The sequence below is a fragment of the Actinomyces sp. HMSC065F12 genome, from assembly GCF_001814535.1.
Classification (GTDB): Bacteria; Actinomycetota; Actinomycetes; order Actinomycetales; family Actinomycetaceae; genus Pauljensenia; species Pauljensenia radingae_A.
Window position 1 is genome coordinate 39,437 of record NZ_KV816938.1, and the last position, 19,932, is coordinate 59,368.

16 protein-coding genes are annotated in these 19,932 nt (G+C 57.0%); 7 read left to right on the forward strand and 9 right to left on the reverse strand.

Annotated features, from left to right (window positions below; translation table 11 throughout):
- Positions 1 to 5: 5 nt before the first annotated feature.
- A complete protein-coding gene (locus HMPREF2975_RS00410; protein ID WP_227469053.1) occupies positions 6 to 476 on the forward strand; it encodes a GtrA family protein in 471 nt (156 codons plus the stop codon).
- A 572-nt stretch (positions 477 to 1,048) separates the two neighbouring features.
- Here HMPREF2975_RS00410 and HMPREF2975_RS00415 read toward each other — a convergent pair.
- A complete protein-coding gene (locus tag HMPREF2975_RS00415; protein WP_070725046.1) occupies positions 1,049 to 1,879 on the reverse strand; it encodes a type 1 glutamine amidotransferase in 831 nt (276 codons plus the stop codon).
- Positions 1,880 to 2,046: 167 nt separating this feature from the next.
- On the opposite strand from HMPREF2975_RS00415, the gene HMPREF2975_RS00420 reads away from it, so the two are divergent.
- Positions 2,047 to 3,231 (forward strand): cobalamin-independent methionine synthase II family protein, encoded by a 1,185-nt coding sequence (locus HMPREF2975_RS00420; RefSeq protein ID WP_070725048.1) that lies wholly within the window; start codon positions 2,047 to 2,049, stop codon positions 3,229 to 3,231.
- A gap of 184 nt (positions 3,232 to 3,415) precedes the next feature.
- On the opposite strand, the gene HMPREF2975_RS00425 is transcribed toward HMPREF2975_RS00420, so the two are convergent.
- The 7 genes from HMPREF2975_RS00425 to HMPREF2975_RS00455 all read right to left on the reverse strand — a co-directional run bounded on the left by HMPREF2975_RS00425 (position 3,416) and on the right by HMPREF2975_RS00455 (position 8,658).
- Positions 3,416 to 4,720 (reverse strand): alpha/beta hydrolase-fold protein, encoded by a 1,305-nt coding sequence (locus tag HMPREF2975_RS00425; RefSeq protein ID WP_070725050.1) that lies wholly within the window; start codon positions 4,718 to 4,720, stop codon positions 3,416 to 3,418.
- A 105-nt stretch (positions 4,721 to 4,825) separates the two neighbouring features.
- On the reverse strand, positions 4,826 to 5,215 hold the full coding sequence (locus HMPREF2975_RS00430) for a DUF2185 domain-containing protein (protein ID WP_070725051.1): 390 nt from the start codon (positions 5,213 to 5,215) through the stop codon (positions 4,826 to 4,828).
- Positions 5,215 to 6,093 (reverse strand): DUF2185 domain-containing protein, encoded by an 879-nt coding sequence (locus tag HMPREF2975_RS00435; protein WP_193599945.1) that lies wholly within the window; start codon positions 6,091 to 6,093, stop codon positions 5,215 to 5,217. Before HMPREF2975_RS00435 ends, HMPREF2975_RS00430 begins: the two co-directional genes overlap by 1 nt.
- Before the next feature lie 17 nt (positions 6,094 to 6,110).
- Complete coding sequence (locus HMPREF2975_RS12700; protein ID WP_070725055.1) at positions 6,111 to 7,709, reverse strand: HNH/ENDO VII family nuclease; 1,599 nt, start codon at positions 7,707 to 7,709, stop codon at positions 6,111 to 6,113.
- Positions 7,710 to 7,712: 3 nt separating this feature from the next.
- On the reverse strand, positions 7,713 to 8,048 hold the full coding sequence (locus HMPREF2975_RS00445; protein ID WP_058236276.1) for a hypothetical protein: 336 nt from the start codon (positions 8,046 to 8,048) through the stop codon (positions 7,713 to 7,715).
- Positions 8,049 to 8,059: 11 nt separating this feature from the next.
- On the reverse strand, positions 8,060 to 8,359 hold the full coding sequence (locus HMPREF2975_RS00450; RefSeq protein ID WP_070725057.1) for a hypothetical protein: 300 nt from the start codon (positions 8,357 to 8,359) through the stop codon (positions 8,060 to 8,062).
- Positions 8,359 to 8,658 (reverse strand): hypothetical protein, encoded by a 300-nt coding sequence (locus tag HMPREF2975_RS00455; RefSeq protein WP_058236278.1) that lies wholly within the window; start codon positions 8,656 to 8,658, stop codon positions 8,359 to 8,361. Before HMPREF2975_RS00455 ends, HMPREF2975_RS00450 begins: the two co-directional genes overlap by 1 nt.
- 223 nt (positions 8,659 to 8,881) lie before the next feature.
- On the opposite strand from HMPREF2975_RS00455, the gene ilvD reads away from it, so the two are divergent.
- The 5 genes from ilvD to HMPREF2975_RS00480 all read left to right on the forward strand — a co-directional run bounded on the left by ilvD (position 8,882) and on the right by HMPREF2975_RS00480 (position 15,652).
- Entirely contained in the window at positions 8,882 to 10,756 is a 1,875-nt protein-coding gene (gene ilvD, locus HMPREF2975_RS00460; RefSeq protein ID WP_058236279.1) for a dihydroxy-acid dehydratase, read from the forward strand.
- Positions 10,757 to 11,294: 538 nt separating this feature from the next.
- Entirely contained in the window at positions 11,295 to 12,515 is a 1,221-nt protein-coding gene (locus tag HMPREF2975_RS00465; protein WP_227469055.1) for an ABC transporter substrate-binding protein, read from the forward strand.
- Between the two features lie 11 nt (positions 12,516 to 12,526).
- Positions 12,527 to 13,453 carry a carbohydrate ABC transporter permease gene (locus tag HMPREF2975_RS00470; RefSeq protein ID WP_227469057.1) on the forward strand — a complete coding sequence of 309 codons (927 nt, stop codon included), beginning with the start codon at positions 12,527 to 12,529 and terminating at the stop codon, positions 13,451 to 13,453.
- Complete coding sequence (locus HMPREF2975_RS00475; protein ID WP_058236281.1) at positions 13,443 to 14,294, forward strand: carbohydrate ABC transporter permease; 852 nt, start codon at positions 13,443 to 13,445, stop codon at positions 14,292 to 14,294. Before HMPREF2975_RS00470 ends, HMPREF2975_RS00475 begins: the two co-directional genes overlap by 11 nt.
- A gap of 14 nt (positions 14,295 to 14,308) precedes the next feature.
- Positions 14,309 to 15,652, forward strand: coding sequence for an alpha-L-fucosidase (locus tag HMPREF2975_RS00480; RefSeq protein ID WP_227469061.1), 1,344 nt, complete (start codon positions 14,309 to 14,311; stop codon positions 15,650 to 15,652).
- Between the two features lie 99 nt (positions 15,653 to 15,751).
- Here HMPREF2975_RS00480 and HMPREF2975_RS00485 read toward each other — a convergent pair whose 3' ends face one another.
- Positions 15,752 to 19,864, reverse strand: coding sequence for a phosphodiester glycosidase family protein (locus tag HMPREF2975_RS00485; RefSeq protein WP_070725061.1), 4,113 nt, complete (start codon positions 19,862 to 19,864; stop codon positions 15,752 to 15,754).
- Positions 19,865 to 19,932 lie beyond the last annotated feature (68 nt).

Here is a 19,932-nt window from a genome sequence, read left to right on the forward strand (position 1 = left end):
TGATGATGGCACAACGATCGACGAAAGTCCAGGCCGTTATGTTCGTGCTGCTCTCGTTGAGCGCAGGCGTGATCGAGGCAGTGTCTTACCTGCTGTTGGATTGGTTGACTCCGCTGCCTTATGACTGGAAACACGTCATCTCAATTATCTTGTCAGTGATCTGGAACTTCACGCTCAACAGGCGCTACACCTTCCGATCAGCCAACAATGTTCCGATCGCCATGGCGAAGGTGGCCCTGTTCTACGTCTTTTTCATCCCGATCACTGCGTGGCTAGGCCAAGTGGTCGCCAATGCTGGGGTGAGCGAAGTCCTGATCAAAGCGGCGACGATGGTCCTCAACGGGGTAGGAGAATTTGTGTGGTGGAAGTTCGTGGTCTTCCGTGGCAGTGAGGATACGAATTCCCTCGCCCAGCACGCAGACTCCGCCAACAACATGGGAAGCGCAGAACCTGCAGGTCACGCCGAAACTGAGTGAGCAGGGTAGGCATTGCGTCCTGGTATCTGTGTTGAGTGAGCCGGGCAGGCGGCGCGTCCTGATATCTGCGTGCCTGCGCGCACGATGCCCTGGGTTTACCCCCTCGCGAGTGCACATTCCCCTAGATCTAGCCTCCACGGGTGCACATTCCCCTAGATTTTCGCTCCTTTTTGCACAATCCCCTAGATCTCACACCCGCCCATTTCACCGCGGTTGTGAACATGCAGGTCACCGGGCATTCTCATTTTCGAGGGTGGCCCCGCCCGCTGTTGATCTAGGGGTTCGTGCACACACAGCCCTCAGATCTAGGGGCTTGTGCACCACAGCGCTCTAGATCTAGGGGCTTGTGCACGATGGAGCCTAAAATCCAGGGCATCGTGCAGCACACAGACCATGATCCGATCACTGCTCCACCCCGCGACAAGACCACGACACAACCAGCCAGGCAAGAACCAACCCGCCGCAGCATTCCGCGGGGGCGCAGGGGTGACGGGTCGCAAGCAGGCGCCTCGCCATTCGGGAATTGAGGGCCGACGGGAATTGAGAGCTGTCGGCCGCTGAAAGACACGCGCTTACAGGCCGCTGACCAACCACTGTGCGAGGCGCCGACAGCCCGCGACGATATCGCGCTCATGCCTGTCAAAATCATCCAATATCTGGTTCGCATCGTCTTGACTGAGGCCACTGGTTGACAGGGACTGCTCCACCCACGCGCGATCCACTTCCGGGTGGAATTGCACGCCGAGGGCGTGCGACCCTACCGCGATCGCATGGATACACCGCTCAGAGCGTGCAAGGACGCGAGCCTGCGCAGGCAGCTCGTCAATCGCATCATTATGGTCAGCAAAGACAACGGGTATACGTGAAAGATCATCGACCAGACGGATCCACGGGCCACCCTCGTCCATCGCGTTACTGAGTTGGTCAGCTACCGCTGGCACCATGATGGCTGCACCTGTAGCCGAAGCGACCGGGGTCATCGGAACGGCGGCGTCAGACTCGAAGGGCGCCTCCCACTCGACAGGCACGATTCCCATCTCGTGGAACTGTGGATCTGAGCAGGCGACCGAGCCGCCGGCCGCTCGCGCGATCAGTTGGTGTCCCAAACAGATACCGAGCGTGCGCACTCCCTCGTTCATGCAACGCACCAGCAGAGTGCGGACATCAGGCAGCCACGGGGCGCGCTCGTCATCATAGGCGCTCATTCGCCCGCCGAGGACGACGATGGCATCAGGCGCGGGGAGGTCGGAACCGTCGGGCGGCAGGGCGCTGGAAACGTCCTCACCGTTCCACGGGCGCACCAGTTGTATCGAGGCTCCAAGGTCATCGAGCGCGGAGACGAGACGGCGCGCATCGACGTCTTCTTCATGTTCAATAATCGTGATCACAGGCACGGATGACACGTTAGCGCGACTTTAACGGCAACACCACAGGATAAGTGGTCTAGACGAAATGAGGAAGTGGCGCCCATCTGGTGGGATGCTCGTCGATTATTCATCTGAAGTTCTGTACTTTAGGGGGGTGCGCGTCAATCGGGAGGCGCACTGAACTCGTTAACGAGGAGATAAACATGACTATTCGTACAACGCACGTTGGCTCGCTTCCGCGGACCCCGGAACTGCTCCGGGCGAATGCAGAGCGTGAGCGAATGGGCGAGGAAGCGTTCATAGCGCTTCTGCAGGAAAGCGTGGACGAAGTCGTGACCCGCCAATACCAGACTGGATTGGATGTGGTCAACGACGGCGAGTACGGCCACATGATGACCCAGACAGTCGATTACGGTGCATGGTGGTTTTACTCCTTTACCCGCCTGGGTGGACTTGACCTGCGGACAGATCCCCAATTCAGCGTTGAGCCTGCGCCCTCCAGTGGCAAAGTCAAGCTGGCATCATTCGGTGAACGTCGCGACTGGCAGGCATTTTCCGACGCCTACTCAGATCCGGCTTCCGGCATTCACATCGCCACCGATCAGGGCCCCGAGGCGTTCCCCGTCATCACCGGTCCTCTGACCTACATCGGTGCAGATGCCGTCCGTCATGACGTCGAAGGCCTGACGCACGCACTGGACAAGAACGGGATCGACCGCGGCAACGGCTTCATTGCATCGGTCGCACCCGGGTCGGCTGCCCGCATCGGCAACGAGTACTACAGCACTGAAGAAGAAGTACTGGAAGCCTGCGCGCACGCCCTGCACGAGGAATACAAGGCGATCACTGATGCCGGCTTTATCGTGCAGATCGACGACCCCTCACTGGCCGAAGGCTGGGACCAGGTCAACCCTGCTCCCACCTACGAGGATTACCGTGAGTTCGTTCAGACTCGAGTCGATGCGCTCAACCTTGCGCTTGAAGGTATCCCGGAAGAGCAGGTGCGCCTGCACCTGTGCTGGGGCTCATGGCACGGACCTCACACTACGGACATCCCACTGCGCGAGATCGTTGATAACGTGCTGACGGCGAAGGCACGCTACTTCTCATTCGAGGCTGCCAACGCGCGCCACGAACATGAGTGGACCGTGTGGCAGGACGTGAAGCTGGCAGATGACAAGGTACTTGTGCCTGGTGTGGTCGGCCACTCCACAAACGTGGTCGAGCATCCCGAGCTGGTGGCCCAACGCATCCAGCGTTTTGTGGACATCGTGGGCTCTGATCGCGTGATTGCCTCGACGGACTGTGGTCTGGGTGGACGCATCTACCCGTCGATCGCATGGGCCAAGCTTGCCGCACTGGTCGAAGGGGCCCGCCTGGTGAAGTAACGCTGACTGGTCACCTCCACCGCTATTCACCGCGATAGGCGAGGTGGTGCCGCACTGAATACCGGCGCTGCCACCGACGGTAATGGACGAGGGTGGCCTTATCACTGAGGGCGGGGAGTCTGAAAAAACAGGCTCCCCGCCCTTTGTGCAGTCACTTCATGTGCTGTGAGCGTGAGATCGTTTCCTACAGGTCTTTCTTGAATGCGACGTTGCGGATGAAGTCGTTGAGCTCTGCGCGCCAGATATCCCACGAATGGATGCCGGGCAGGTTGAACTCAGCGACGTCAACACCGATATTTCGCAAGGATTCGGCCCGTGCAGGGGATGATTCGGAGATGAAGAACAGGTGGTCCTGCAGGCCCGTTCCCACGTGGATGGTGCCACGCAACGCTGCAATGTTCTCACGTTCAGCGCAGGTAAATGTCGAGCTGAGTTTGCCTGCGCTCCACAGACCGTAATACTCGAATGTGCCCGGATACTTCGTCAGCAGCTCAATGGCGCGTGCACCGCCCAGTGACAGGCCGGCAAAGGCCCGGTCCTTGGCTTCAGTCGACACATTGAAGTGATCCTCCACAAATGGGATGACGTTTTCCACCATGTCGTGCCCATAGGAAGTTGACAGCACCAGGCTGTCAACGCCCAGGCCGTTAAAGTTTGTTGCCACGATGACGGAAGGCTCCGCTGCCCCCTCGTCAATGGCGTTTTCAAGGATGTAGGGTGCTGCCCCCTGAGTGAACCAGTCGGTGTCATTTCCGCCGAAACCGTGGCTGAGGTACATCACGGGGTAAGGTTCTGCACGATCCGGATCATATCCGCGGGGTAGATAGATGGACAGCGGGTGCGCGCCTTTAGGCGCCAGCGAATAATGCGTGTCGTATGTTTCATGGACGAACGTCCCCATCTCATCGGCTGGGCGAGGCGCCTGATAGGCGTTGTCGTAGGTCGGATAATTGGGATTCTCCGGCACGAAGACCTGCGACAGGCTCTGAGATGAATACGCCGGCAGCTCTGCCGCCATCCCCGGGTTCGCAGGATCTGCGTGACGTTGGCACGAATCGACGGCGATCGGCGGGCACTCATGGGTGAATGAATAGCTGAAAGTACCTGAGGGAAGGGGCACCTTCAGTTCCCAGATACCATCATCGCCCTGATTCATCTCCAGAAGTTTCCATGGGGCGTTGGGAACGTCCCCTGGCTGCCACAATGCGGGAATGCGGTGTTCTCCGCCTCCCAGAGTGGTGATGCGATCAGGTTGAGAAAAGAACCATTCACCATAGATCTGCACGGAATCGACATATGCGGGCGCCTCGTAGCGGAACGTTACCTCGTACCCGGTTGGTCCCGTATCGGTACGGGTGACAGTGGGGCCGAGGGGAAGCTGCTCGTCTTGTTCAGCGGCAAATGATGAGCTGCCCGCTGCGATGAGCGAGAGTGCCAAAATTCCGGAAGCAAATAGTCGGTGTCGTGCGATGTGTCGTGTCGAGTCCACGATGTCTCCTCGAGTCGGCGGTTCTGCAGGCCATTCGGCAGCCGTGCTCCTATGTACGTGCCACAGTAACGAGGGTGAGTCGATGCGTCAATACGTGCAGGGGCTTTAGTCCTCGTGGGTATCTTCTGGTGAATCACCGTCAGAGCTTGGCCCTATGACGACGTCGCCTGTTTCGTTGTCCATAAAACGCCGCCCCTTCTCATCAACCACCAGCTGCACGTCCGTGCCAACAGGCAGGTCGTACAGGCCCATCACCGCAGGCTCAATTCTGATTGCGTGATTGAACGAGATAACAGTGAAGTTCGAGGGATCAGCCAGGTACTCATCAGTGTCGATATGGGAGAAGAAACGCCACCCGTTGTCTTCGGGGCGGGCCGATTCCTCTCGCACGCACCACTTCAGACGACCTTCACCCGACAGGATCGTGTTCGTCACCAGGCAGGCGCCGGACTTGGGGATAAATTCGGGGATCTCGGGGGATTGCGTATCAGCCATCAGCTTGATGCTCCTTCAGATGTCTCGTGAACAAAAGGCCACGTGCCCGGAACGAGCCGATCAGTTGTCGTCTCCACAATGGTGGTGCCTACTGATCCTTTCACGATGCGAACGTCCGTGCCGCTCGGCAATGCAAGGACCGACATCACCACGGGGGTGCTGGCAACAATCGTACTCAGTGGGACGATCTCCGTTGCGACGTTTTTCGGTTGTCGCGCGTCGTCGCCCTCATGAATAAACAGCCAGCCCGAATCGTCGTCGGCCGACGGTTGTTCGCGAATACAGCGGGAAACAGGGCGTCCCTGACCATCAGCTCCCACCCGGCACGTGCCGAGGGAGTCGGCCGCAGGGCAGTAGCGTTCGCGGATGTAGGACTGGACACGTCGGGCGAGGGTGGCGCGGTACTCAATGCGGGCCAGAGCGTCGAGGGGGCACGCGCGATAATGCGATGAGCTGGCGGTGAAGTCGAGCAGATGCGGCGAAGAAAACCACAGGTCATAAAGGTCGGCAAGTTCGTCGTCCGTGAAAGGCAGATCGACGAGCCATGCGAAAGCGACCTCGTTGTTTGCGTTGCGGTGATTGATGTCGACGCCGCGATCAAGAAAAATGCGCGCCAATTTGAGGTCACGGTGCAGATCATGTTTTCTGGATGAGAGCAGGACATGCAGGGGCGAGTTCGCTTCCGAGCCTGCCGGGGTCAATGCGCAGTCACGCTCCAGGAGGAAATCAGCTATGTCGTAGCGATCGGGACTTTTAGTGTTGGCCAGAGCCGAAAAGATCAGTGCCTGACCGTCGAACGCCTCGCGTTCGTCGCCGTCAGTGAATTGCCCGAAGAACTCGTCGGCGGTTTTCAAGCGCGCTGTTAGAGAGATTTTCATACCCGCTCCCATGCAATCTACTCAGCTCGATGGCTCCTGTTTGATGATGGTAACTCAGGGCGATAGTTTGCAGGATCGTTATACCAGTCGCGGAATTCTTGTGGTGTCATCTCACCTTTCAAGTACAGCTCATGCATATCGGAGTACTTGTGTCCAGGCCGGTGTCCCATGTCCCAGACGCCCTTTCGGGGTTGTCCCGGCTCCCACTCCATGACCGTGTCCGTCAGGGGGTCACGCACCTTTCCGTCCACTGAATCCTCCACCGCATTTTGCCAGACTTGCTCTGGGACGCCTTTACGGAGGGAGGGGCGAGAATCCTGGTAGGGGAGATCTTCGACGACGGATACCGGCTCGATGTGGTCGGTTGATACGACGTCGTCAGCCACATTGAGGGCATCGTGGGTTGAATCAGCTGCCCGGGCGCCGTCAGCCAGATCATCGGCACCTCGGATTCCCCTTGAGGAATCCGACAGGTCATCTGCATGATCAAGCAGACGAGCAGTGCGTGATGCGTCGGAAATATCATCGGCCGCGTTGAGCGCTCGAGTACCGTCGCCAATATCGTCCAGCTTGCCCAGCGCCCGTGCACCGTCACCCGCACTATCCAGGCCGCGCAGAGCTCGTGCCCCGTCCTCGATATCGTCCAGGCTGTTCAGTGCATGTCCCGCAGTTGACGTGCCTTTGGTCAGAGCCGTACCGCTGCCGGCGGTGAGGAGCGCGATCGCGACGTCAGGCACGAGGTGTCCAACTGCACGGGCAGGATCGTCGGCCCACGTGTCCCAGTCCAGGACTCCCTTGCCGATTTGCTTGCCAAACTCCAGCGGATCCTTCTTCAGCGCGCTTAGCATCGCGGAGACGTCATCCAGAGGAAGCTGGAGCTTGGCAACCGCTTCGTCGGGTGTGAGGTCGCCGGTCGCCAGTTTCGTGAGGCTGTCCAGCATGAAACCTTGAGGGCCTGTGATGAGGTTGAGGAGGTCACCGACTGCCTCACCGGCGCCGACGAGGATGCCACCGACGAACGCCAGTCCACTTTCCAGCCAGTTGCGTTTTGCGGGTGCAAACTCGCAGGCAGAACGGATCGTCTGTGCGCATGCCTGCGCACATTCGTCCAGGCTGGCGACAGTCTGATTAAATGTATTAATCGCATCTTGGCGCATGGGTTCACCAGGGTCAACAAAGGGCGCGATTGTCACTGCGAAGGTGCCGAACCCGTTGACTGCCTCCCAGGCAGCTTTCTCCTGCATTCCCCTGGCGACCTCAGCTTCATAAGCTGCGCGTGCCTGCTCGGTGACCCGGTTGCCTTCTTCGTAGAGCGCGCGGCATGCCGCAGCACTGTCCTGCGCATGAGTCAGGTTGTCCGCGTACGAATCCAACGCGCCAGCAGCTGAGGAGAATCCTCCACTTGCTTCCTGCCAGCGTTGTGGCTCCACGCTGAAACGCTCCCGGAATCGATCAGCTGCACGCCCTATCCACCCCTCGGTGGAAATCGAATCCAGCGCGCGGGCGATCTCTGAGTAATCGCTGCTGCGCGTACGTACAGTTGAGGCGCGTGATGAGATGGCTCCCGCGTTCCCTTCGATGGTGAAAACCGGTGCACCCTGATTCTCGACTCCCATGGCTTACTGCTTCCCTGCAAGCCCTGGCAGCTGGGCGGCTGCAGATGCGAGTTGTGACATCTCCTGCGCCGCTTTCGTGTCGTAATCAATGTAGTTCGAGGCGACCTTGCCCAAACGCCCTGCTACTTCCGTGATGTCGTCCGTCATGTTGTTGATGCCGCGTTCCCACCGTGACTGAAACTCATCAACTGCCGACCACATGATGTCATTGGCCAGATCAGCTTGGGTAGGAACGTAGTCGGAAATATCGTTGTCTTTTTTGAGCTGAACTGCTTCGCTCGTTTTCTGGGCGGCCGTAATGAGGGCTTCGATATCGACCTCAAAATCATGACTGGGCATGGGGGATGCTCCTAATCCAAAATTGCGACATTCTTCGTTTCAGTTTCATGGGCGAGGGTGCGGACGCGATCAACCGATGACGATGCGGCCTTCAGAACGTCACTGATGGTGCGGGCGTGGTCTGTCAGTTTGTCGAGGTGTTGGTCATGGGAGACGCGGGATTCGGAGCCTTCAACCCAATCGTGGACAGTTGAGAGCACATCTGCCGCCATTGCGCGGGAGTCTTGCGCAAAAGTGAGCGAAGCTGCTTTGCACGCCTGCTGCATAGCCTGGGCGGCATCATCGTGGAAAATTAAAGATGTGGTGCTCATTACGATCCTAGACGTGTGGAGATGCGCGGATTGAAGGTTCCAGTGGTGTGCGATTCAGTCGCCGCAGTCGTCTGGTCAACGGTGGTCAGCGCCTGCGCGTGCTTGCTGAGCGCTTCAGAAAGACTGGCAGCCGATTCCCCGATGGAATTGACTGCCGCCATAAAATCTTTCATTCCTGAGCCTGTGACGCGCGACGAATTGCACTGGATCGTGTTCGCGCAGTCAGCGAAAGCTGTGCGCGTAGTATCGAAACACTCGCTGACGATCCCGGCAGCGGCCGTTTGCTGGCCAAAAGTCATTCCCATTCCCTGGGACATAAGTCTCACCCCCTGACGAACGTAAAGGGTGAATCTATGTGAGACAAGACCCTCCTCTTTTCTGTGACTCACGTCACTGGAAAAACCGACCTTGTTTACCTGACGGCAACGTGGTGGTCACCTCACTGTCCACGCTGTGGCCCTCCTGACGCACTGTCACCAAGAACTCTCTAGGCTAAGAACAACACCAGGAGGAGGGGTACTGATGGCTCGACAGCTTCGTTCAGCAACGTCGACTCAGGGACGCAACATGGCGGGCGCTCGCGCGCTGTGGCGCGCAACCGGAATGGGAGATTCTGACTTTGGCAAGCCGATCATTGCCGTCGTCAACTCCTTCACCCAGTTCGTTCCCGGCCACGTCCACCTCAAGGACATCGGCCAGCTGGTCGCTTCTGAGATTGAAAAATCCGGTGGCGTCGCCAAGGAATTCAACACGATCGCCGTTGATGATGGCATCGCTATGGGACACGGCGGCATGCTGTACTCCCTGCCGTCACGCGAAGTGATCGCGGATTCGGTCGAGTATATGGTGAACGCACACTGTGCCGATGCAATGGTGTGCATTTCCAACTGTGACAAGATCACGCCCGGCATGCTGATCGCAGCGATGCGCCTCAACATTCCGACGGTCTTTGTATCCGGCGGTCCGATGGAAGCAGGCAAGAACATTCCTGAAGACGCCATTGTCGGACCGTCGCACAGCGGTCACGGCAACCTCATCACCGTCATGAACGCAACTGCCAACGATGCAGTCTCTGACGATGAGCTTGGCCAGATCGAACGTCTCGCGTGCCCGACGTGCGGTTCATGCTCGGGTATGTTCACTGCTAACTCGATGAACTCGCTGACTGAGGCGCTCGGACTGTCCCTTCCCGGCAACGGCTCCACGCTGGCTACTCAGGTCGCGCGACGCGGATTGTTCGAGCGTGCCGGTCGTCTCGTCGTTGACTTGTGCCAGCGCTACTACAACGACGAGGACGACTCTGTTCTCCCGCGATCCATTGCGACGAGGGATGCATTCTGGAACGCCATGAGCCTGGACATGGCGATGGGCGGATCTTCCAATACTGTGCTGCACTTGCTGGCAACTGCCGTTGAAGCAAAGGTCAATTTCACATTGTCGGATATTGCTGAGCTGGGGCGCACCGTACCGTGTCTGTCAAAAGTTGCGCCGAACCACAACGACTACCACATGGAAGATGTCCACCGCGCCGGCGGCATCCCGGCCATCCTGGGCGAGCTGGATCGTGGGGGCTTCCTGCGCCACACGGTGCACGCCATTCACTCCCCGTCCCTGGAGCAATGGCTGGCAGATTGGGATGTTCGAGGCGGGCACGCCACTGATGAAGCAATCGCCCTGTGGCACGCAGCTCCCGGCAACGTGCGCACCACCGAACCGTTCTCAACGTCCAATCAGTGGACTGAACTGGATCTAGATACTGTGGAAGGCTGCATTCGCGATGTCGAGCATGCCTACACGGCCTCGGGTGGACTGACGGTGCTGACGGGCAACCTTGCTCCTGAGGGTGCCATCATTAAGGCCGCAGGTATCGATCCGTCCCTGTTCCACTTTGAAGGAACGGCGCGGGTCATGGAGTCGCAGGAAGAGGCGATCGAGAAGATCCTGGACAAGACGGTGCGAGCCGGTGACGTCGTGGTGATCCGTTATGAGGGGCCCTCAGGTGGGCCGGGAATGCAGGAGATGCTTTATCCCACCTCGTTTATCAAGGGGCGCGGTCTGGGCAAGGAATGTGCGCTGATAACCGATGGCCGTTTCTCCGGTGGCACGTCCGGCATCTCGGTGGGACATATCTCCCCCGAGGCTGCTGCTGGCGGCTTGATCGGCTTGGTTGAGGATGGTGACCGGATCATCATCGACGTCAACGAGGGAGTCCTGTCACTGGATGTGCCCGACGAGGAAATTGAGCGTCGCCGCGCCACGCAGGAACGCCGCGAGAATCCGTGGACGCCTGTCAATCGTGACCGTCAGGTCTCAGGCGCACTGAAGCTGTATGCCGCTACTGCGACCTCCGCATCGACGGGTGCGGCACGCGATATTTCCCTGATCAGACGCAAGTAATTCACGTACCTGCGAAGCGGGGGAGTGCTGTGCTGTGTTCTGCCCCGTCGAGAACGTTAATGTCACGTTTCTTCTCTCAAATGAAAGGAGAGCCGTGGCTTTTTCGTTATGGTTTTTATGTTTTTTTGTTTACTTTGAGATTCGTTTTTTTTCGAAACGTCGTCACAAGTGTCTGCCGGCACCAATCCTGACGCTTCATTTGAGAGGAAAAAATATCGTCTGAGCCTCCCAAAAGTTGCGACAAATCGCGCAGTTTTTCGAGAATGGTTTCCATTTGTCTCTTGCTAGAGGTACTGCACAGCAAGAGGTGGTGTGTTTGGATGTGTGGAAGCATCTGAGGGTTGGGGGCTTATGAAGTGACTGTGACCTGCATCAATGCGAGTTTTAGAGATGGTGATCTTTCTTTAGAATTTGGGTTTAACAGGGACAATCGTTTTCGGCTTGTGTTTGTTAGCTCATTGCTGATACCGTTACCGTTAACGGAAAGTTTCTTTTGCTTTTCGGATTGGTCGAAGATGACAGTGTTAACAAAGGAGTAATGATGAAGCGGATAGGCTCTGCAATCGGTGTGGCAGCATTGATCGGCGTGTTCGCCCTGACCGGGTGCGGTGGAGGGTCATCCTCCAACAGTGCGAATGCAATGTACACGTGGATCTCCAACGAATCTGACCGTGCACAGTGGCAGGCGTTCGTCGACGGTGTCAAAGAATCAGATCCCGAATTCAACCTCGAAATGGAAGGCCCGTCGTTCCAAGACTACTGGACAAAAGTCAAAACCCGAATGAGTGCTTCAGACGCACCATGCATTTTGACCACTCAGGCCGCACGCGCACAGGAGCTGAAGGAACTGCTCGCTCCCCTCGATGAGTTGGTCGCCAGCAATAACGTTGATATGAGCGCCTACAACGAAGCAATGCTCAAGGGACTTACCGTTGATGGGAAGCTTCGCGCGATTCCTTATGACGCAGCGCCGCTGATCCTGTACTACAACAAGGACCTGTTCGACCAGGCCGGTCTTGAACATCCAGGAAAGAACTACACGTGGGATCAGTTCGTTGCGGATGCAAAGGCATTGACGAATGGTGATGTCTATGGAGTGTCCATTCCGCCCATCTTCCAGACACCAGCTTCGATTGTCTACGCCAATGGTGGGGCCGTCGTGGAAAACGGAGAGCTCAAGCTTACTGAGCAGACCACAGTCGATTCTATTCAGGACGTTTTTGACCTTGCCGCTAAACACAAAGTGATGAAAGCGCCGCTGGCTGCAGATGCTGAAGATATCCAACTACAGACCTTCCGTGCCGGCAAAGCTGCAATGATTATTGATGGCCCATGGGTTTATGACTCGCTCGTCAGCACCGAGGGACTGTCAGTAGGAATGGCAGTCGTTCCATCGCGCAGTGGAGAGTCGATTGGCATGGTGCAGGGATCAGGGTTCGGAATTTCTGAAAAATGCGCTGATAAAGAGACAGCCTTCCAGAACATCATGAAGATGACCACTCCGGATGTGATGCGCTATGTTGCTCGGTCGCACGGAAACGTTCCCGCCATTGACGCAGCATTCGACGGTTGGGCAGAAGGCAAGGATCCGAACGATGTCGAGATCGTCAAGTACATGACCGAAAATGCCAAGACCTACGAAACAACGGAGAACTGGCAGCAACTTGAAGTCGAGTTCACACAAAACGTATCAAACGGCTACACCGGCGAGAAATCTGCACAGGAAATTCTCACTTCATTAGAGAACTCCATTAAGTAACGGGTAGATTCATGGCTACTCAACTCACAAAGACTCGGGTCCCTGCCAAGGTCCCGAAGGGAACATCACGGTGGGATCCAAAGGCGTTTCCGTATCTGGCGCCTGGAATGACGGGGTTCTTCCTCTTCATCGTTCTGCCTTTGGTGTTCTCGCTGATTATCTCGCTTTTTGACTGGCAGCTTTACGGTTCTCCCACCTTCGTTGGTGTCAGCAACTACGTGAATCTGCTCAATGGGTCAGATCCTGCATTCTTTCGGGTCCTGTTGAATACGGCGATCTTCGCCATTTTCTACACGACTCTTAACCTGATTGTCTCCACACTAGTGGCCGTATGGCTCCAGAGTGTGGGAGGCCGTCTGGCAGGTTTCTTCCGCGTCATCTTCTTTATTCCCGTTGTGACACCGATGGTGGCCAACGCACTGGTGTGGCGCCTGATGCTGGATGAACATGGGGTGGTGAACTCCTTCCTGGGGGTTCTCGGAATCTCCGGACCGGCATGGCTCGCGTCCGAAACCTGGGCAATGGTTGCACTTGTCATGATGTCGTTGTGGCAGGTCGTGGGATACAACATCGTGGTTCTCGGTGCGGGGCTGAACAACATCAACCCCTCGGTGCTGGAGGCCGCTCGCGTGGACGGTACGGGGCCTGTCCAACGCTTCACGAAAGTGATCTTCCCGCTACTGTCGCCGGCACTGTTTTTCTGTACTGTCATGACGCTCATCGGTGCGTTCAAGATTTTCGCTCAGCCATACATGCTGACTAAGGGCGGGCCTGGAAACTCAACCACAACGATTGTCCTTTACCTGTACAACCAGGGATTCAGCTACGACAAGTTGGGATACGCCTCAGCTATTGCCTGGGTCCTCTTCGTCATCGTCATGTTGATTACCGCTGTGCAGTTTGCGGGACAGAAAAAGTGGGTGAATTATGATCAGTGAGAAGCGCATGACTATCGGCAGGGTACGCATCAGCAGGATTGTTTCGATCATCTGTCTGTTTATCGTCGGTGCAATCTTTGTTTTCCCGTTTATCTGGATGTTCGCGAGCGCCCTCAAACCTACTGCTGAAATATTCAGCTCTGGAGGATCGCTGTTCGGCTCACGAATCGCATGGGAGAACTTTTCGCTGGTCTTCACGGCAGTGCCATTCCTGCGGATTATTCTGAACACCTTCTTTGTTGCAGGTATTGGTGCTCTGATCGCATGCACAGTATCGGTGCTGTCCGCTTACGCGTTTTCACGCATCGAATTCAAAGGTCGCTTTCAGTTGTTCGCCGCATACCTAGCGACGCTGGTACTGCCTATGGAGGTTCTGGTTATCCCTCTGTATATTGGTGCCAATCAGCTGGGATTAGTCGATACTTACGTGGCGCTGATTATGCCGTTCGCATTCGGAGCGTTCGGAACCTTCATGCTGCGTCAGTTTCTCCTCTCCCTTCCTCGTGACTACGAGGAAGCTGCGAGGATCGACGGAGCCGGACAACTGCGAATCCTCGTGTCGGTGATTGTGCCGCTGTTGAGGGGTCCACTGTCAATTGTGGCCGCTTTCGCATTCATTGACTACTGGAACAACTTCCTGTGGCCATTGATCGTCATCAACAGTTCGGACAAGGCCACGATCCCACTGGGCCTCCAGATGTTCAGCGGCGAACGCGGAACGGACTGGGGTGCGCTCATGGCGGCGGCCAGTGTGTCGGTGCTCGCATCGCTGGTGATCGTCATCGTGATGCAAAAGCAGCTGGCACGCGGAATTAACTTGGGCGGCTTCGGCGGCCGATAGGAGAGATACTCATAATGTCAGGAAAGGACAACATGGACTGGTCAGATCTGGAGCGGCCCACACCGCAGTGGTTCAAGAACGCCAAGCTTGGCATTTTCGTTCACTGGGGGGTGTATTCACTTCCCGCATGGGCGGAGCCCACGGCAGAACTGGGAACTGTCGAGGATCCACTGGAGTGGTTCACCCACAATCCCTACGCGGAGTGGTACTACAACACGATCCGTATCCCCGGCTCGCCTGCAGCTGAACACCACAGGAAGGAGTGGGGCGGCTGTGACTATGACGACCTGCTGGATCAGTGGCACATGGACTCTTTTGACGCCTCCGAACTAATGGAGCTGTTCAAGGAATCAGGCGCTGACTACGTCGTACTGACGACCAAACATCACGACGGCATCACCTTATGGGACGCTGTGGGGACAGGAGACCGCAACACGGTTAAGCGCGGACCGCACCAGGATCTGGTCGGAGCCTACGCTGACGCTGCACGCAAGGCCGGATTGCGATTCGGCACATACTATTCCGGTGGCCTTGACTGGCATGTGCGACCATTCCCGCCTCATACGACACACGAATCAGTCAACGAAGGGGATCGTCCTCGTGATGAGGAATACGCCAAGTACGCGGCCGCGCATATTGATGAGCTGGTTGAGCGCTACCATCCGGACGTGCTGTGGAACGACATCAACTATCCCGATGCGGCAAAGAACACGACCGAACCATACGGACTTGGTCAGCTTTTTGCCCGCTACTACGAAGCCTGCCCTGAAGGCGTCGTCAATGACAGGTGGAAGGTGCCGCACTGCGACTATGTCACCAGCGAGTATCAGATGAACCTTGACAATGAGGACCTGGGTATCTGGGAAAACTGCCGCGGACTCGGATTGTCATTCGGTTACAACCAGGTTGAAGGCCCTGAAAACGGACCGCATCCGCGTACCTTGCTGCACACGATCGTTGACGCAGCAGTGCGTGACGGACGAATCCTGCTTGGCGTTGGCCCCAAGGCGGACGGAACCATTCCCGAGTGGCAGGCAGATTCACTGCGGGCGATCGGCCGATGGATGCAGGTTGCACATCCGATACTGGCTGGAATTGACCATCGTGGATCGGCGACTGCGTCCGCGTCTGATGATGCATGGGCAGAAGTGGGATCAGACGGAACCACCGAGTTCCTCTTCGCTGCTCCGGAAGATCCGACAGTGGACAGCGCCGAATTCAATGTCGAGCTGACTGACGCTTCAGTCGCAACGGTTGTCCCGGTCCAGGGAGTACGCGTGGATCAGGACGGCACATGCCTGCACATTTCGTGCGAGGCGGGCTGGGCAGGGCCGGCGATTATTGAATTGAGCAAGTAGCGCCTACCGCTCCGCTGCAGCGAATAGTTGCACTGCGCACTGAGGGGGAAGGAACAGCTGTTCCTTCCCCCTCAACGCGTGAGGAACTCACATCACGCTCTACCGATCGGCATGGCGACGGCGATTCGCCGACACTCCCATCGCAAGAAGAGCGAAGAGACTGCTCAGCATCAGCAGGGAAGCAGTGTGCGCTCCCGTTTGTGCCAGCCCTGAAGCAGAGCCGTGCGACGACGTGATGCGACCAGTCGGATCAGACGCTGACGTCTGGCCGGCGCCGGGGGTTCCGTCCTGGTCGGCATTCGTATCCGACGGCGTCCCTGACGAGTTGCCATTGCCGTCGGGAGTACCAGGTGTATCTGGATGTGACGGTTTGTCAGGATCGCCAGGTGAATCCGGATCTGGAAGAGATGCGGAAACAACTTCGAACTGAGACGACGCAGTGCTTTCCGACGCCACGCCTGTCACCTCAACGGTGTGTGGTCCGACCTGGAAATCTGCAGGTACGCGCCACTGCACAGCCGCATTCCCCTCTGCATCAGAGGTAACAGTTGCCACCTCAATGGGCTCAGAGTGGACGATAAAGCTCAACTGCTCATTCGGCTGGAAACCGCTGGCCTTGAACGCCTGCATCTCGCCGCGTTCAATTTGAGCAGATTCAGCGCTTACCGACGGAGTCAACACGGGTTCAACACGCTCAGCGACAGGAAGAACAACTGAGACCTGATAACTCTTCGACGTGCCGTTGACAGTCAAAGTCACCGGCACGTCACGGCTCTCCGTTTTGACGCCGTCACCCTCGTTCACCACACGCGTATTCTCATCGGGAACAACGATTTGCCCGTCAACAAGTACGCGTTCAAGCCCAACCAGCTCTCCTGTGGACGAATCGAGAGCCGCTGCCGCATGCGCCGGAGCAGCGGATGGGTCGCCCTCGTACACGAGCGGAGAAGCCGATGACCACAGGAACGACACAGGCCAGGCTGCCGGTACATCCCGCTGAGAATCGCCCTCATGCTGAACAATGGTGCCAGTCAGTTTGATGGGATCGTCCTGAGTGAGCTGGGTTGGTCCCTCAATTGTCAGCTCGTCGACAAATGGGCGAATCTCAAGATTCAGCCATTCGCCAGCGGAATCTCGCCACAGGCCCTGGTCTGGATTGATTCCCAACATGGTCCAGCCTGTGAATCCACCACGATCCGGTGTAGAGTGCGGTCCCTTGCCTGCGTTGCCGTTCGTCACGTGGACCACGCCATCAACCTGATACACATCGAAAGCTCCGACGCCTGCGTTGACGACGAGCACCGACTTGCCGGCATCACGAACCTTCGCAGTCCAGTGCTCAATGAGCGCTGCATCTTGCGGATCGTTCAGCGCAGAGGCGTTCGTCAGATTGTCGCGGGTGGGATGATGCAGAGCCAGAATCAACCCGGTGGTGTCCTGATCGGTGATCACATCGTTGAGCTGCTGCTCGAACCACTTGATCTGTGCGGCATCATGCGACAGGTTGTATGGATGCGAATCGAGTGTAACGATCCGCGTGTTCTTGACGGTCTGCGCCGTGTAGGTGTCACCGAAAACAGCCTTGAAGGGGGCAAGATCATCGGCCTTCATCGCCTCATGGTTGCCGGGAACATACGTATAGGGAATGTTGGTGCCGGCAAGTTCCTCGTCAAGTATCTGCTTGGCGAGTTCCATGTCGCCCTGTTCGCCCTCGTCAGTGAAATCGCCGACGATGAGGATCTGATCAGGGCGTTGTGCGACCACATCGCGCAGCACGCGGCGGGCAGCCTGCACAAGAGATGAATTCGGGTTTTCAGAAACAAACTGTGCATCGGAAATGATCGCGACCCGAAGTGGAGACGAATCAGTTGATCCGGCCTGATCGACGGATGGATCCTGATACACACTGACTTCCGGCGCGGTGGCGAAAGGTGCGACAACCGCTTCAATGTCGTCGATAAGCGTCGTCGACACGTACTGTTTGCTACCGACAGTCTCATACGTTGCCACGCGTTGAACCTGCACAGGCATTGCCATGTCCTGGGGGACCGGAACGGAGATGTACTGCCAGTCGTTCCCTGAAATACGTGGCTGAGCGTAGAGCCAGTTCCACTGGTCGTTAGCATCGGAAACGGCGAAATACACCATCGGTTGGTTTCCCGGAGTACCGTCATCCTTGAACCATGCGCCCACTTCGATCACGTTGCCCTGGGGGAGGACATAGTGCTCGGCTGCGGCATTGGGTTTGATGTTGTTGGTGCGTGTACCACCTTGCTTATTGAAACCATTGGTCAGTGCAATGGCTTCAGTGTCCTTAATGCCCGCTGTGATGTCGTCCTCGCCGGTGTGGCCTTCAGTCGACACAGCAATCGACGAGGTCGTCGTGCGAGCACCGTAATTCGTGTACTGATCAGCGCCTTCCATTGACGTGATCTTCATGCGTGACGTGCCCACCATGACGGCGAGCTGCTGTGAAAAATCGCCGGCCTGTATCGTCAGCGTTCCTGCGCCTGACTCAACAAGCGGATGAAGAGCAAGCGACGCGTTCTTCCCCGCAGTAATGTCGACCAGGCCGGTCGCCCCGGAAGCGGTGATGTCAGCCACTTCAATGGGAGCTCCGAATCCAAAGGAGTCATATCCCATGACATTGGCATAACGTGTCACGTTCGGGTCAGGAATCGACAGCGTGTTTGGTGTGATCAGCAGACGATCCATCTCGTTAAGTACCTTCAGCTCAACAGAGCCCGAAGCATTCCCGTTCGTGGCAGTAATTGTGACCGAGCCGGCAGCCACAGCAGTGACGAGGCCGTCCGCATCTACAGTTGCGATCGCAGGGTCACTGGATGTCCATTCCTGAACCGGCTGATCAACCGACCAAGAATTCTCATCGAACCCCTTGGCGACAAGTTGACGATGGAAGCCGGGGAACAGGCGTTTAGCTCCGTTTGCCTGGAAAAGCGGCGAAACAGCGTAGCCGGTCAGCTGTCCGGATCCCTTCTTGACGCCCACTCCCAGTCCATTGCCATCGGCGCGCAGCGATCCGTCAGAAGGCGTGTTGACCACCGTGACATCCTGGTCGCCTGGATCATTGACCACCATTGTGGATGAGCCACCGCCATCAAGATTGATTGCATCGCTTGCACCCAGCTGGAGGAAGAAATCAGCGAATTCCGGAAGCGTCATACCTCGGGAATTTGACGAGCGTCCATCAATGACAGCAAGAATCAAACGGGTCCCATCAGTATTGATACCGGCACCAGTGCGAGGGTGCACCGATTTATCTGTTGCGACGTTTTGCCCCGCGCGCACCAGCGGGTGGAATGCACCTATTGCGAAGAGGGGTTCCTCATTATCTGACGTGACAACCTGATATTCGACATTGACGACGTCGCCCAGTGCCAGTGAAGCCAGATGGTCTCTGATTTCACCCTGCCCTGCGGCAACAACCGTCTGACCAGCTGGAATAGCCTCCTGTCCGAGTTTCTGCGCAGTCTTGACCACACGGTGATCAGAATCAAGCCATACTTCCAACGCGTCAGGATATTTCTGCAGCGTTCCCGAGCCGCGTTGGTATTCTCCCCATCGGGAGGTATATACGGTTACTGCATCGGAGGCAAGGCCCTGAGTATTGACGGAGGAAATGGGCGTGGTCCAGTCCTGCGCGGAAACACTTCCCTTAAGAGTTGCATCGGTGATCGACGCGATCTTGTTATGATCCATCACCAAAGACAGGATCGGTCTGCCGGGAACTGAACTCTTCACAATTCCTTCAGATGGATCCACACCAACACCATTGGCAGCTCCTGAGTTGTTGATGTCGAATCCATCACCGTTGACCGCGGCTTTGATGTCATCTGTTACTTGAGTCATTTCAACCAGGGTGGCCGTGTCGGCGACGATACCTGAATCGAGGTAGTCCAGTGATACCTCAGGATTGGTCAGGTCGACGTCGAGAACTGCGCCCTGCTGCCACCCTCGTGGTTCAAGGCGCTCGAACTCAGTCAACATGATTCCCGGTCCAACCTGTGTTTCTTCCTGTCGGGTCACGCTGGCTTGACCGCTCATTGTCAGGTCTAGATATCCGGATGCCGCAACATCTGCGGGAGATTCGGCATACGCAGCGAAAAGCGGATGGGAGCCGATCCCAATCCCTGCGATCGCCAACATCGACGCCAGCAAAGTGGTTGCTACACGTGATGCATTTCGGAGCATCTTCTTGATCCTTCCTCTTACGTAGTCGTGAAGCCTGCAGGAGAATTGCGCACGGCTCGATAGCGGCA